The organism is Streptomyces sp. NPDC000134 (assembly GCF_042899225.1).
Classification (GTDB): Bacteria; Actinomycetota; Actinomycetes; order Streptomycetales; family Streptomycetaceae; genus Streptomyces.
On the sequence record NZ_JBIAZN010000003.1, the window covers coordinates 231,009 to 242,782 of the forward strand.

15 protein-coding genes and 2 tRNA genes are annotated in these 11,774 nt (G+C 69.8%); 7 read left to right on the forward strand and 10 right to left on the reverse strand.

Going from position 1 to position 11,774, the window contains the following annotated elements; all coding sequences use genetic code 11:
• Positions 1-28: 28 nt before the first annotated feature.
• Positions 29-1,069, forward strand: coding sequence for an adenosine deaminase (locus tag ACFY32_RS05830; RefSeq protein WP_390673496.1), 1,041 nt, complete (start codon positions 29-31; stop codon positions 1,067-1,069).
• Here ACFY32_RS05830 and ACFY32_RS05835 read toward each other — a convergent pair.
• Positions 1,050-1,703 carry a TetR/AcrR family transcriptional regulator gene (locus ACFY32_RS05835; protein ID WP_390673497.1) on the reverse strand — a complete coding sequence of 218 codons (654 nt, stop codon included), beginning with the start codon at positions 1,701-1,703 and terminating at the stop codon, positions 1,050-1,052. The genes ACFY32_RS05830 and ACFY32_RS05835 overlap by 20 nt on opposite strands.
• 94 nt (positions 1,704-1,797) lie before the next feature.
• Here ACFY32_RS05835 and ACFY32_RS05840 point away from each other — a divergent pair, with 94 nt between their 5' ends.
• Positions 1,798-2,430: an NAD(P)-dependent oxidoreductase gene (locus tag ACFY32_RS05840; protein WP_390673498.1), complete on the forward strand. Its 633-nt coding sequence runs from the start codon at positions 1,798-1,800 to the stop codon at positions 2,428-2,430.
• Positions 2,431-2,597: 167 nt separating this feature from the next.
• Here the strand turns inward: ACFY32_RS05840 and ACFY32_RS05845 are convergent, their stop codons facing one another.
• The 6 genes from ACFY32_RS05845 to ACFY32_RS05870 all read right to left on the reverse strand — a co-directional run bounded on the left by ACFY32_RS05845 (position 2,598) and on the right by ACFY32_RS05870 (position 5,224).
• The gene (locus ACFY32_RS05845; RefSeq protein WP_359189301.1) at positions 2,598-3,653 is read right to left on the reverse strand and encodes a UDP-N-acetylmuramate dehydrogenase; all 1,056 of its coding nucleotides are present in this window, start codon (positions 3,651-3,653) and stop codon (positions 2,598-2,600) included.
• An 81-nt stretch (positions 3,654-3,734) separates the two neighbouring features.
• Positions 3,735-4,163 carry a MaoC family dehydratase gene (locus tag ACFY32_RS05850; protein WP_359189838.1) on the reverse strand — a complete coding sequence of 143 codons (429 nt, stop codon included), beginning with the start codon at positions 4,161-4,163 and terminating at the stop codon, positions 3,735-3,737.
• Between the two features lie 8 nt (positions 4,164-4,171).
• Positions 4,172-4,624, reverse strand: a complete 453-nt coding sequence (locus tag ACFY32_RS05855) for a MaoC family dehydratase N-terminal domain-containing protein (RefSeq protein ID WP_359189304.1) — start codon at positions 4,622-4,624, stop codon at positions 4,172-4,174.
• Between the two features lie 155 nt (positions 4,625-4,779).
• Complete coding sequence (gene rpmG, locus ACFY32_RS05860) at positions 4,780-4,944, reverse strand: 50S ribosomal protein L33 (protein WP_003948671.1); 165 nt, start codon at positions 4,942-4,944, stop codon at positions 4,780-4,782.
• Between the two features lie 88 nt (positions 4,945-5,032).
• Positions 5,033-5,105: transfer RNA gene (locus ACFY32_RS05865), tRNA-Met, on the reverse strand.
• Between the two features lie 46 nt (positions 5,106-5,151).
• Positions 5,152-5,224: transfer RNA gene (locus ACFY32_RS05870), tRNA-Thr, on the reverse strand.
• Between the two features lie 236 nt (positions 5,225-5,460).
• On the opposite strand from ACFY32_RS05870, the gene ACFY32_RS05875 reads away from it, so the two are divergent.
• On the forward strand, positions 5,461-6,720 hold the full coding sequence (locus ACFY32_RS05875; RefSeq protein ID WP_390673499.1) for an amidohydrolase family protein: 1,260 nt from the start codon (positions 5,461-5,463) through the stop codon (positions 6,718-6,720).
• A gap of 72 nt (positions 6,721-6,792) precedes the next feature.
• The gene (locus tag ACFY32_RS05880; protein ID WP_359189310.1) at positions 6,793-7,449 is read left to right on the forward strand and encodes an NAD(P)H-binding protein; all 657 of its coding nucleotides are present in this window, start codon (positions 6,793-6,795) and stop codon (positions 7,447-7,449) included.
• A 12-nt stretch (positions 7,450-7,461) separates the two neighbouring features.
• On the opposite strand, the gene ACFY32_RS05885 is transcribed toward ACFY32_RS05880, so the two are convergent.
• A complete protein-coding gene (locus ACFY32_RS05885; RefSeq protein ID WP_390673500.1) occupies positions 7,462-7,674 on the reverse strand; it encodes a hypothetical protein in 213 nt (70 codons plus the stop codon).
• A gap of 628 nt (positions 7,675-8,302) precedes the next feature.
• On the opposite strand from ACFY32_RS05885, the gene ACFY32_RS05890 reads away from it, so the two are divergent.
• The 3 genes from ACFY32_RS05890 to ACFY32_RS05900 all read left to right on the forward strand — a co-directional run bounded on the left by ACFY32_RS05890 (position 8,303) and on the right by ACFY32_RS05900 (position 10,569).
• Positions 8,303-9,382, forward strand: coding sequence for an LPO_1073/Vpar_1526 family protein (locus ACFY32_RS05890; RefSeq protein WP_390673501.1), 1,080 nt, complete (start codon positions 8,303-8,305; stop codon positions 9,380-9,382).
• Positions 9,383-9,539: 157 nt separating this feature from the next.
• Positions 9,540-10,001 carry a GntR family transcriptional regulator gene (locus ACFY32_RS05895; protein WP_390673502.1) on the forward strand — a complete coding sequence of 154 codons (462 nt, stop codon included), beginning with the start codon at positions 9,540-9,542 and terminating at the stop codon, positions 9,999-10,001.
• 1 nt (position 10,002) lies between these two features.
• Positions 10,003-10,569: an HD domain-containing protein gene (locus tag ACFY32_RS05900; protein WP_390673503.1), complete on the forward strand. Its 567-nt coding sequence runs from the start codon at positions 10,003-10,005 to the stop codon at positions 10,567-10,569.
• Here ACFY32_RS05900 and ACFY32_RS05905 read toward each other — a convergent pair.
• Positions 10,557-11,030 (reverse strand): NUDIX domain-containing protein, encoded by a 474-nt coding sequence (locus ACFY32_RS05905; RefSeq protein ID WP_390673504.1) that lies wholly within the window; start codon positions 11,028-11,030, stop codon positions 10,557-10,559. The genes ACFY32_RS05900 and ACFY32_RS05905 overlap by 13 nt on opposite strands.
• Positions 11,031-11,032: 2 nt before the next feature.
• Positions 11,033-11,758, reverse strand: a complete 726-nt coding sequence (locus tag ACFY32_RS05910; protein WP_390673505.1) for an XRE family transcriptional regulator — start codon at positions 11,756-11,758, stop codon at positions 11,033-11,035.
• Between the last annotated feature and the right edge of the window lie 16 nt (positions 11,759-11,774).

Consider the following 11,774-nt stretch of genomic DNA (forward strand, 5'->3'; position numbering starts at 1 on the left):
CCGCGGTGACGTACGGCAGGATCTGGGAATGGAGCGTGTACGTGATCTCTCTGAGCTGCCGAAGGCCCATCTCCACCTGCACTTCACCGGGTCGATGCGGCCCGCCACCCTGCTGGAACTCGCCGACAAGTACGGCGTCCGGCTGCCCGACGTCCTCACCGAGGCGCTGAGCAGCGGGGAGTCGCCGAAGCTGCGGGCGACCGACGAGCGGGGCTGGTTCCGCTTCCAGCGGCTGTACGACGCCGCCCGCTCGTGCCTGCAGCGGCCGGAGGACATCCAGCGGCTGGTGCGCGAGGCCGCCGAGGAGGACCTGCGGGACGGCTCGGGGTGGCTGGAGATCCAGGTCGACCCCACCTCGTACGCGCCGAAGCTGGGCGGGCTGATCCCGGCGCTGGAGATCATCCTGGACGCGGTGGACGGCACCGTGCGGGAGACCGGGATCGGGATGCGGGTGCTGGTGGCCGCCAACCGTATGAAGCATCCGCTGGACGCCCGCACCCTGGCCCGGCTCGCGGTGCGCTACGCCGACCGGGGCGTGGTCGGCTTCGGGCTCTCCAACGACGAGCGGCGGGGCATGGCCCGGGACTTCGACCGGGCGTTCGCCATCGCGCGGGAGGGCGGGCTGCTGTCGGCGCCGCACGGGGGCGAGCTGGCCGGCCCGGCCTCGGTGCGGGACTGCCTGGACGACCTCGCGGCCGACCGGATCGGGCACGGCGTCCGGGCGGCGGAGGACCCGCGTCTGCTGAAGCGGCTGGCGGACCGGCAGATCACCTGCGAGGTGTGCCCGGCGTCGAACGTCGCCCTGGGCGTGTACGAGAAGCCCGAGGACGTGCCGCTGCGCAGGCTGTTCGAGGCGGGGGTGCCGATGGCGCTGGGCGCCGACGACCCGCTGCTGTTCGGCTCCCGGCTGGCGGCGCAGTACGAGATCGCGCGCCGGTACCACGGTTTCACCGACGCCGAGCTGGCCGAGGTGGCCCGGCAGTCGGTGCGCGGCTCGGCGGCGCCCGAGGACACGAGGGACAAGCTGCTGTCGGGCATCGACGCCTGGCTCACCGCTCCGGTCGGCTGACCTCGCTGGTTCCGGCCCCCGGTGCCGCGAGGAGGCCGGTGAGCAGGGTGCGGGCCAGCCGCCGGGCGAAGTCGTCCACCGGGGGGCGGTCGCCGGGCGCCGCCGCGTCGTAGGCGAAGGCCCGCTGGGCGCAGGCGCCCAGGAGCAGGGAGGCGGCGGCGAAGGTGTCGGCGTCGGGGCGCAGCCGTCCCGCGGCCCGCTCGGCGCGCAGATAGCGGTCCAGGCCCTCGACCGGCAGGTGCGGTCCGGTGCCCAGCTCCCGCATCGCCTCGTCGTGCCGCCGCTTGAGCTGCGGCTCGGCGTACAGCGAGGCGGCGATCGGGAAGCTCTCCGCATAGAACAGGGCCGCCTGGCGGGCGATCTCGGTGAGGTTCTCCTCCAGGGGGCGGCCACCCGGTTCGGCGGTGAGGGCGGTCAGCAGCGGGCTCAGCTTCGGCAACCGCTCGGCCAGGACCCGGACGAAGAGGTCCTCCTTGCTCGCGAAGTGCTTGTAGAGCGCGGCCTCGGAGCAGTGCGCGGCCCGCGCGATCTCCTTGGTGGTGGCGCGGGCGAGCCCGATGGTGCCCATCAGTTCATGGGCGGCGTCCAGGAGACGCTCCCGGGCCGGCTTGCCGGAGTGCACGGTGGCTCCCATACAGACTTGACGCGTGGGTGAGTACTTGCTCACCCTAGAGGAACACCGGGTGAGTGAATACTTACCCACCTTCGGGGAAGGCCGGGGATACGCGATGAGGCTGACCGTTTTCGGAGCCACGGGCGGAGTGGGCCGGCAGCTCGTCCGGCAGGCGCTGGACGCCGGACACCAGGTCACGGCGGTCGTCCGCGACCCGGCCAGGCTGCCGGTGACCGGCGGGGACCTGGAGGTGGTGCGCGCCGGCCTGACCGACGCGGCGGCGCTCCGGCCGGCGGTGGCGGGCCGGGACGCGGTGCTGTCCGGGCTCGGCGCCCGCACCCGCAAGGACGCCGGTGTCGCCGCCCGCCTGACCCGTACGGTGCTGGAGGCCATGGCGGCGGAGGGCGTACGGCGGCTGGTGGTGGTCAGCGCCGCGCCGCTGGGTCCGGTACCGGAGGGGGACGGTCCGCTGGACCGGGGCGTGCGCGCGCTGGTCTCGGCGGTCCTCAGGGACGTCTACGCCGACCTGCGGGAGATGGAGGCGGCCCTCGCCCGCAGCGGCACCGACTGGACGGCCGTCCGGCCGCCGCGGCTCCAGGACAAGCCGCTCACCGGCCGCTACCGCACGGTCGTCGGCGGCACCCCGGCCAAGGGACGCTTCCTGAGCCGCGCCGACACGGCCCACGCGATGCTCGCGGCGCTGGACGACCCGCGGACGGTGGGCCGGGGGGTGGGGGTGGCGTATTGAGGGGTGGTGCGGTACCCGGCCGGGGGCTGTAGGGGCTGGTACCGGCCGCCGGGGCACTGGTCGGAGCCTTCAAGGGCTGGTACCGATCGCCGGGGCACTGGTCGAAGCCGAGGCCCTCAGGGGCTGGTACCGGCTGGCACCGGCCGCCAAGATGCCGCCCGGAGCCCTCAGAGGCTGACGCCCACCGTCACCGGTTCGTTGACCAGCGTGATGCCGAACGTGTCGCGGACGCCGGTGACGACCTCGCGGGCCAGGGCGAGGAGGTCCTCGGTGGTCGCCTCACCGCGGTTGGTGAGCGCCAGGGTGTGCTTGGTGGAGATCCGGGCGGGTCCGGTGCCGTAGCCCTTGGTGAACCCGGCCTTGTCGATCAGCCAGGCCGCGGAGGTCTTGGTGCGGCCCTCCCCGGCCGGGTAGGCGGGCGGCTCCGCGCCGTCGCCGAGCCTCTCCCGCACCCGGGCGCGGAAGGCGGCGAACTGCTCGTCGGTGAGGATCGGGTTGGTGAAGAACGATCCGGCCGACCAGGTGTCGTGGTCGTCGGGGTCCAGGACCATGCCCTTGCCGGCGCGCAGCTTCAGCACGGTCTCGCGGGCGTCGGCCAGCGGCACCCGGTCGCCGGGCTCGACGCCGAGGGCGCGGGCCGTCTCGGCGTAGCGCAGCGGCGCGGACATCCCGCCGGCGTCCTCCAGGGCGAAGCGGACGCGCAGCACGACGTACCGCTCGGGGTGGGCCTTGAAGAAGCTGTGGCGGTAGGAGAACGCGCACTGCTCGTTCGTCAGTACGACCGTCTCGCGGGAGGTGCGGTCGTAGGCGACGACCTCGGAGATGGTGGCGGAGACCTCTTGGCCGTACGCCCCCACGTTCTGGATGGGGGTGGCGCCCGCGGAGCCGGGGATGCCGGCCAGGCATTCGATGCCGGCGAGTCCGGCCTCGACCGTGCGGGCGACGGCGTCGGTCCAGATCTCCCCGGCCGCCAGCTCCAGCGTGCCGCCGTCGAGGGAGAGGCCGCGGGTGGCGATGTGCAGGGCGGTGCCGTCGAAGCCCTTGTCGCCGATCACCAGGTTGGAGCCGCCGCCGATGATCAGCAGGGGGGTGCCGCTGTCGTCGGCCTCGCGGACGGCGGCGATCACCTCGGCGTCGGTGGCCGCCGTGAGCAGCCGGGTCGCGGGGCCGCCCAGCCGGAAGGTGGTGAGCGGGGCGAGGGGGGCGTCGTGGAGTTCCTGCACGCGCTCAAGACTACGAGACGGCACTGACAGCGCCGCCGGGCGGACGGTCCCGGCGGCGCGTTGCCGGGCGGGGGAAGCGCCTCAGGCCAGGCGGACGACGGCCCGGGACATGCCGAGGACCTTCTGTCCGGCGCTCATGGCGGTGAGGTCGACGCGGACCGTGTTGTCGTCGAGCTTGGCGGCGACCTTGCCGGTGACCTCGATCAGGGCGCCCCGGTCGTCGTCGGGGACGACGACGGGCTTGGTGAAGCGGACGCCGTACTCGACGATCGCGCCGGGGTCGCCGGCCCAGTCGGTGACGACGCGGACGGCCTCGGCCATGGTGAACATGCCGTGCGCGATGACGTCGGGCAGGCCGACGTCCTTGGCGAACCGCTCGTTCCAGTGGATCGGGTTGAAGTCGCCGGACGCGCCCGCGTACCGCACCAGGGTGGCGCGGGTCACGGGGAAGGCCGCCGCGGGCAGTTCGGTGCCGACCTCGACGTCGGTGTAGGAGATCTTCGCCGTCATGGGGATGCTCACGCCTCCTCGGCCGCGCGGGCGACCAGCTTCGTCCAGGCGGTCACGACGTGCTCGCCGGCCTCGTCGTGGACCTCGCCGCGGATGTCCAGGATGTCGTTGCCCGCGAGGGACTTGACGCCCTCGATGGTCGAGGTGACGGTGAGCCGGTCGCCGGCCCGCACGGGGCGGCTGTACGCGAACTTCTGGTCGCCGTGCACCACCCGGCTGTAGTCCAGGCCGAGCTGGGGGTCCTGGATGACCTGCCCGGCCGCCTTGAACGTGATGGAGAACACGAACGTCGGCGGGGCGATCACGTCCGGGTGACCGAGCGCCTTGGCCGCCTCCGCGTCCGTGTACGCGGGGTTGGTGTCGCCCACCGCCTCCGCGAACTCCCGGATCTTCTCCCGGCCCACCTCGTAGGGCTCGGTGGGCGGATAGGTCCGCCCCACGAAGGACTGGTCGAGCGCCATGGGCTCGGCACCTCCTGCTGGTGTCTGCGACTGCTGGTGTCTGAGCGACCGCTGCTGTCCGCCGATCGCGGGCGATTGCGGTGGTACGGCCGTTGCCGGTCAAACGACGCGAGGCCGCCCCCAGTTCCGGGGACGGCCTCGTGTACGAGCCTGATTTATCGCGTTTCGCGATGCGCGGTGTGCGCATTGCAACGCGGGCAGTGCTTCTTCATCTCAAGACGGTCCGGGTTGTTACGCCGGTTCTTCTTGGTGATGTAGTTCCGCTCCTTGCACTCCACGCAGGCCAGCGTGATCTTCGGGCGGACGTCGGTGGCAGCCACGTGAGTGCTCCTTGACGAACGGGTTGACTTGATTAACGCATAAAGAGTAGCCGACCGAAGGACCGACCCCGCAATCGGCTACTTAGAGTAGCGGTGACCGGACTTGAACCGGTGACACAGCGATTATGAGCCGCTTGCTCTACCGACTGAGCTACACCGCTGAGATGCGATCGGACCCCGCCTCGCGACGGGAACCGTTCACACCAGAGCCCCAAAACGGAATCGAACCGTTGACCTTCTCCTTACCATGGAGACGCTCTGCCGACTGAGCTATTGGGGCGAGCGATGAAGACATTACACGGTCGTCCGCCGTTCGCCCAAATCCGTTCCGCGGCCCCCGCCCGGACCCGCCCCCCGGTCCTTCCCCGGGGTCACGAGGGCCCCTCGGGCAACCGGTGGCCACGCCGGTACGACTATTGCGCTCCTCCGCCGCCCCGGCTGGTCACCGTCCTAGGCTCGACTCACTCTGCGTGATCTTGCGTCCCCAGTGCGCCGTCCCGAGCCCAGAGGAGCGCGATGCCCGACAGCCAGCCGCAGCAGCCCTCCCACTCGTCCTCCCCGTCGGGTCCGGCCGGGGGCGGGTCCCTCCTGCTGGCCGGCGCGCGGCTCACCGACGGCCGCACCGTGGACGTACGGCTGTGCGGGGGCCGTATCGAGGCCGTCGGCACGGCGGGCAGCCTGGCGGCGGGCGGGGCGTGCGGCACCGGCACGCGCGTGGACCTCACCGGCTACCTGCTGCTGCCGGCCCCCGCCGAACCGCACGCCCACGCCGACACCGCCCTGACGGCCGGCCGGGGCGGGCCGGTCTCCTACGCGCCCCAGGATGTGCAGCGCCGGGCCACGGAGGCGGCGCTGCACGCCCTGGGGCACGGCGCCACCGCGCTGCGGGCACACGTGCGCGTGGACGATGTCCAGGGGCTCGGCGCGCTGACCGGCGTACTGCGGGCGCGGCGGTCGCTGCGCGGCCTGGCCGAGCTGACGACGGTGGCGATGCCGAGGGTGCTGACCGGGACGGCCGGGGCGGAGGGGCTGGCGGTGCTGCGCGACGCGCTGAAGATGGGCGCCGGGGTGGTGGGCGGGTGCCCGGACCTCGATCCCGACCCGGCGGGGTACGTGGAGGCGGTCCTGGAGGTCGCCGCCGAGCACGGCTGCCCCGTCGACCTGCACACGGACGCCGCCGATCCGGCCAGGCTGGCCCGGCTGGCGGCGATGGCGGGCGGGCTGCGGCCGGGGGTGGCCGTGGGGCCGTGCGGCGCCCTGGGCGGGCTGCCCGCGGAGGTGGCCGCGCGGACGGCCGACCTGCTCGCGGCGGCCGGGGTGACGGTGGTGTGCCTGCCGCAGGGCGGATGCGGCGCCGCCGACCGCGACGGCACGGCTCCGGTACGGCTGCTGCGGTCGGCCGGCGTCCGGGTGGCGGCCGGCAGCGGCGCCCTGCGCGACGTGTCCAACCCGGTGGGCCGCGGCGACCCCCTGGAGGCGGCCTACCTGCTGGCCTCGCGGCACGGGCTGCGGCCCCAGGAGGCGTACGGCGCGGTCAGCGCGTCGGCGCGGGCGGCGCTGGGGCTGCCCGAGGTGCGGGTGGAGGCCGGTTTCCCGGCGGAGCTGCTCGCGGTGCGCGGGGACGGGCTGGCGGGGGCGCTCTCGCTCGCGTACAGCCGTGTGGTGGTGCACGGGGGGCGCGTGGTGGCACGCACCAGCGCGGTACGGGAGTACGGCGATTTCACGGCGGCCACCGAGCTGGATCTGCCCCGTCAGGGGCGCGGCGGGCTGCCCTGACCCGGTCGGGGGTCGCACGGCACGGCCGGACCCGTGCGGCGGAGGTGGCCGCCGGGGCGTACGGTCGGAGACATGCGCATTGTCATCGCTGGTGGTCATGGTCAGATCGCGCTGAAGCTGGAGCGGCTGCTCGCCCGGCGCGGGGACGAGGTGGCGGGCATCATCCGCAAGGCCGGGCAGGCCGACGATCTGCGCGAGGCCGGCGCCGAACCGGTCGTGCTGGACCTGGAGTCGGCCTCCGTCGAGGAGGTCGCGGACGCGCTGCGGGGCGCGGACGCGGCGGTCTTCGCGGCGGGCGCGGGTCCGGGCAGCGGCGCGGCCCGCAAGGACACGGTGGACAAGGCGGCGGCGATCCTGTTCGCGGACGCCGCGGTCCGGGCGGGCGTACGCCGTTTCCTGGTCGTGTCGTCGATGGCCGCCGACCCCGGTCACCAGGGCGACGAGATCTTCGACGTCTATCTGCGCGCCAAGGGCGAGGCGGACGCGTACGTATGTTCGCTGGACGCGCTGGACTGGACGATCCTGCGTCCGGGCGCGCTGACCGACGACCCGGGGACCGGTCTGGTGCGCCTGGAGGCCCGCACCGGCCGAGGCCCGGTCCCGCGCGAGGACGTGGCGGCCGTCCTGGCGGAACTGCTGGACACCCCCGCCACGGCCGGCCTGACCCTCGAACTGATCAGCGGCTCCACCCCGGCGTCCGTCGCCGTGAAGGCGGTCGCCGGGAACTGACCGGCCACCTCGTCAGAACAGCGGCAACTGCCCCGGGAACTCGGGCACGACATACCCGTCCAACGACGGCTGCGCCGCCCCCAGTTGCGCCGCCCGCCGGGACCCCGGGCAGGAGACGAGTCCGCCGCTCTCCCGGGCTCCGGGCGGATCGTGCCGCGCGTACCGCCCGGCGACGACGGCGATCTCACGGCGGCACTCGGGGCAGAGACGACGACGGGAGACCATGCCCCCAGTCTGCCCCAGCCCACCCCCGACGCCCGCGCCCGCCCGCCCTCCGCACACGAAGAGACCCCCTCCGTCCCACGTTTCCGCGGATCGGAGGGGGTCTTCCCCAGTGTGGCGGCGCCAGGATTCGAACCTGGGAAGGCTGAGCCGGCAGATTTACAGTCTGGCAGTGTTCCCCCATCGGCCACGCACCTGACCAGCGGTAATGCCAGTCGATCTAGCTCGGCGCCATGAATCCGTCCACGTCTCGTCCACCGGCACGCGCCGCGCGCCGAGCTGATGGAAGCACTGAAGTCGCCCACAGCGAAGCTCCAGTGGCTCAAAATGCTGGAATGACTAGAACACAACGGACCATCTTGGTGTGCACCACGGCAGCCCTGGGATTGGCGTGTCTCGCCGCCAGCGTCTACCTGGGCCTTGATCGAGCAGACAAGATCGCCAGCATCGTGAGCGCTGTCACTGGACTCGGATCATTGGCTGTGGCCCTATACCAGCTGACCCAGTCCGCGGGAAGCCCGGCAGACGGCTCCTCGGCGCGGCAAGTGCAGAAAGGCGGGGACAATTCCACGAACATCCAAAGTGGTGGAAGCATCACGTTTGGAGACAGTAACAATGTGGGTGGCACTAATTGATCTGGCGACAGAAGCAGAGTGGCGGGGACGGATCGACAAACATCCAGGCCCAAGTAGTGCAGTATGGCGTTAGCTATGACGACGCTAAATCTATCGCCATGGATGTCTTCCGGGAAAATTTCGCCAAGCTATCCCAGAACGCTCACCGACTGGCTATCGAGCGAGCAGACGAGTTCACGGCGAACTACTTGACCGAACTCCACGAAAGGGAACCGCAAGCAGTCGGGAATATCGAAGATCCAGGAGTTCAGTCGGACATTCTAGAAGCTCAGGCTGGCTTCGTGAAAAGTGGTGACAAAGATCTCGGCGAAGTGCTCGTTGATATCCTAGTCGACAGAACAGCGAGGACAGATAGAACTACGGCCACACTCGCTCTAAGCGCAGCAGTCACCACTGCTCAAAAACTCACGGGCAGCCAATTTGCAGCCTTGAGTGCGCTGTTCGTGTTCAAGCAGCTCAGGCTCTTCGGAGCCACCCGCCCCGAACATCTGTACCAGCGGATCGCCCAGTGCTTGACCCCCCTGCGGGACGACATGATGCGCCTTTCTGACTCGGATGTTCAATACTTGGCGGCTCTAGGATGCATAACGATCTCTGTGGGCTCGAGATCTATTCAACAGACATTGCAGACAACCTACCCCGGCCTGTTCTTTGAAGGAATCAACGTCAACACGGCTCCCCAGGAACTGAGTGGGGCTCCTGAAACTGGACCCGAATCTGTTATTAACAAACTGAAGGATACTCCAGCAGTAGCGAGGAGCCTCCGAGACCCCACAAGGTTCCAAATCGCTGCCGTAGATAGCGAGGCGCTGGATCAGATCATAGAGAGGGCCGGACTTCAAGAGTATGCATCCGTATTGCATCAAACCCTCACCGCAAGGCCCGTGAATGGCGAGACGATCATAGCGGAACTACGAACTTACAGTCCACCCCTGGGTGAGATCGTAGACGTATACGAAGCCAAGTCACTACCGAATTGCGCGAATACCGCTATTGGTACGGCTATTGCTCATGCCAATGTCCGCAAAGCGACCGAAGGGCGATTTTCGACTCCTCTGGAGGTCTGGCTTTCCTAGAAACTGCGCGACTCTGGCATCAGTGCCATCGCTCCGCCTCCAGGCGGAGCGATGGGGATTGGCCCTGCACCTGTGCGTTGCCGTCGGGCCCCCTCCGCAGCGGTAGCGAGTCGTGGGAACCTTGGCGTGACGACTGGCGAACGTAGAGGGAGAGCGAGTGTCGCAGCAGGCCAACCCTCGGGGAACCTTCCTGAAGATTGCCGACTCCGTGAAGAGGCAGATCAAGGACGACCCGAACATGACAGAGCTGCCGTCTCTGGCTGAGGTCATGCGCGACCATAAGGTCTCGCGGGGGGTCGCCCTCCGTGCGTTCGGCGTACTGCGCCAGGAAGGCATGGCCGAACCGGTGCCGGGCGAGCGGTGGCGCGTCGTACGCGCGGGGGCGCGGGTCGACCGGCGCCCGCTTGATCAGCGAGTGGCAGAGATCATCGTGACTGAGGGACTCAAAGTAGGGGAAGCGTTCCCGAGCGCTTCTGTGCTGGCAGAACGGTTCGAGGTGTCACGTCCGACCGTGACCAAGGCGCTGGAGAAGCTGGAAGCCGCCGGCGTGCTGGCGGGTGGAGGTCAGGGCAGGGTGCGGACGGTCCGCGCCGTGCCAGCAGGAGAGGGGCGTTCGTAGCTTGTCGACGTTGACGGAGTGGGCCTATCCCCTGGCTGAGTCGCTGCTCGCTGAGCCGCTGCCACGACGCTGGCAACACTGTCTCGGGGTCGCTGAGCGGGCGCGCACCATCGCGCTCATCCTCGACCAGGACGCGGACCTGTTGGAGGCTGCGGCGGTCCTGCATGACATCGGCTACGCGCCGGACCTCGCCAAGACGGGCTTTCACCCCCTGGACGGCGCGCGGTACCTCCGGGACGTGGCTGTCGCCGACGAGCAGGTCGTCAACCTGGTCGCCCATCACTCGTGCTCGTGGCTTGAGGCGGACGCCCGCGGCTTGCGCGCTGAGCTGGACGGTGAGTTCCCCCGCGAGAGCGAGCACCTGAACGATGCGCTCTGCTACTGCGACATGAACACCACCCCGGACGGCACGCCCACCAACCCCGTGGACCGGATCAATGAAATTACCGGGCGCTACGGGCCGGACAGCCTGATCGGCAAGTTCATCCGGCGTGCCGAACCCGAGATCCTCGCGTGCACCTGCCGCGTCCTCGAACGAGTCGCCGCCGCCAAGCGTCAGCCGATGTAAGGCGCCGTGCGCGTCCGGTCCATGGCGTGCTCGATCCGGAGCCGCATCGTGGGGTGCACGTCCAGCATCGCCAGGTCCGCCGGGGCAACCCAGCGGACCTGGGTCGTCTCGTTGCTCGTACGCAGCTCGCCGCCGACCGGCCGTGCCCGGAAGCAGATGCTGAACTGCTGGCGGACTTCACCATCGTCATACTGCATGACGTGCCCGGGGTCTGTGTAGAGGCCGGACACGTCGACCACTTCCGCCCTGATGCCGGTCTCTTCCCAGACCTCACGCACCACCGTGTCACTGATGGACTCCCCCACGTCGTGACCACCGCCGGGCAGTGCCCACCTGCCGTTGTCAGAACGCTGGATCATCAACACTTGCCCTGCATCGTTCTGGACGAAAGCAACGACGGACGGCACGACCGAGTTGGCCGGCGGTGCGTCCGGGTCGTGCAGGTAGTCGATCCGTCCCATGGTCAGGCTCCCGTAATGGTCTTGACGTCCTGGTCAGTGACCGGACATGCGTTCTCCCATGTGTGATCGATGCTATTCGCGTACGTGTCGAAGAGGCTTCCTCCAGGGAGTCGCCGCAGGTGCAGTACGGGCGCCATGTAGGCGCCGATGCCGTAGACATGCGGGTTGACGAGCATCTCGTCATCGGCCCGGTAGATCGAGTTGTACAGCGTCGAATCGTGCAGCCGGAAGTCGATGTCCGGATGACTCCGCATGAGGGGCCGGTACAGCACCAGGGCGTTGCGGATCTTGCCGTCCATGATGTGGTGCCCCTCGTCAATGCCGCGTTGCCGGACGGCCGCGCACTCTGGATCACCTAGCAGGATGCGCACCCGCGTCCCGGCTTCCACCTTCGCCTTCACAAGATCATGGAAGATCGGGTCTTCGGACAGAAAGAGGCCGGAGTACACGAGGACGTCTAGGTTGCGCTCAGCCCGTCCGTACAGCTCTCGCCAGAACCCGGAGGGCACCGTGTGGCGATGCGGGTAGACAGTCGCTATCTCGGCTTTGGCCAGGTCGGCTGCACTGTCAACAGTCCGCCCGTCCTCCCACAGCGTGGTCACGTCGACGTTGAGGGCCGCTGCCGTCGCGTACTGGTGACGCAGGTAGGGCACCTTGCCTTGAGTGATCCATCGTTCGACCGTCTTGGGGCTCACCTTGATCGCCTCAGCGAGACTCTGCACGGTCATGCCACGGGCGAGGAGA

What these genes read in the sequence shown, in the direction of transcription:
- ACFY32_RS05885 (WP_390673500.1), bottom strand. Translation starts at nt 7,674, where the DNA reads ATGGTCTCCCGTCGTCGTCTCTGCCCCGAGTGCCGCCGTGAGATCGCC.
- ACFY32_RS05880 (WP_359189310.1), top strand. Translation starts at nt 6,793, where the DNA reads ATGCGCATTGTCATCGCTGGTGGTCATGGTCAGATCGCGCTGAAGCTG.
- ACFY32_RS05875 (WP_390673499.1), top strand. Translation starts at nt 5,461, where the DNA reads ATGCCCGACAGCCAGCCGCAGCAGCCCTCCCACTCGTCCTCCCCGTCG.
- ACFY32_RS05910 (WP_390673505.1), bottom strand. Translation starts at nt 11,758, where the DNA reads ATGACCGTGCAGAGTCTCGCTGAGGCGATCAAGGTGAGCCCCAAGACG.
- ACFY32_RS05850 (WP_359189838.1), bottom strand. Translation starts at nt 4,163, where the DNA reads ATGACGGCGAAGATCTCCTACACCGACGTCGAGGTCGGCACCGAACTG.
- ACFY32_RS05855 (WP_359189304.1), bottom strand. Translation starts at nt 4,624, where the DNA reads ATGGCGCTCGACCAGTCCTTCGTGGGGCGGACCTATCCGCCCACCGAG.
- ACFY32_RS05830 (WP_390673496.1), top strand. Translation starts at nt 29, where the DNA reads ATGGAGCGTGTACGTGATCTCTCTGAGCTGCCGAAGGCCCATCTCCAC.
- ACFY32_RS05905 (WP_390673504.1), bottom strand. Translation starts at nt 11,030, where the DNA reads ATGGGACGGATCGACTACCTGCACGACCCGGACGCACCGCCGGCCAAC.
- ACFY32_RS05835 (WP_390673497.1), bottom strand. Translation starts at nt 1,703, where the DNA reads ATGGGAGCCACCGTGCACTCCGGCAAGCCGGCCCGGGAGCGTCTCCTG.
- ACFY32_RS05840 (WP_390673498.1), top strand. Translation starts at nt 1,798, where the DNA reads ATGAGGCTGACCGTTTTCGGAGCCACGGGCGGAGTGGGCCGGCAGCTC.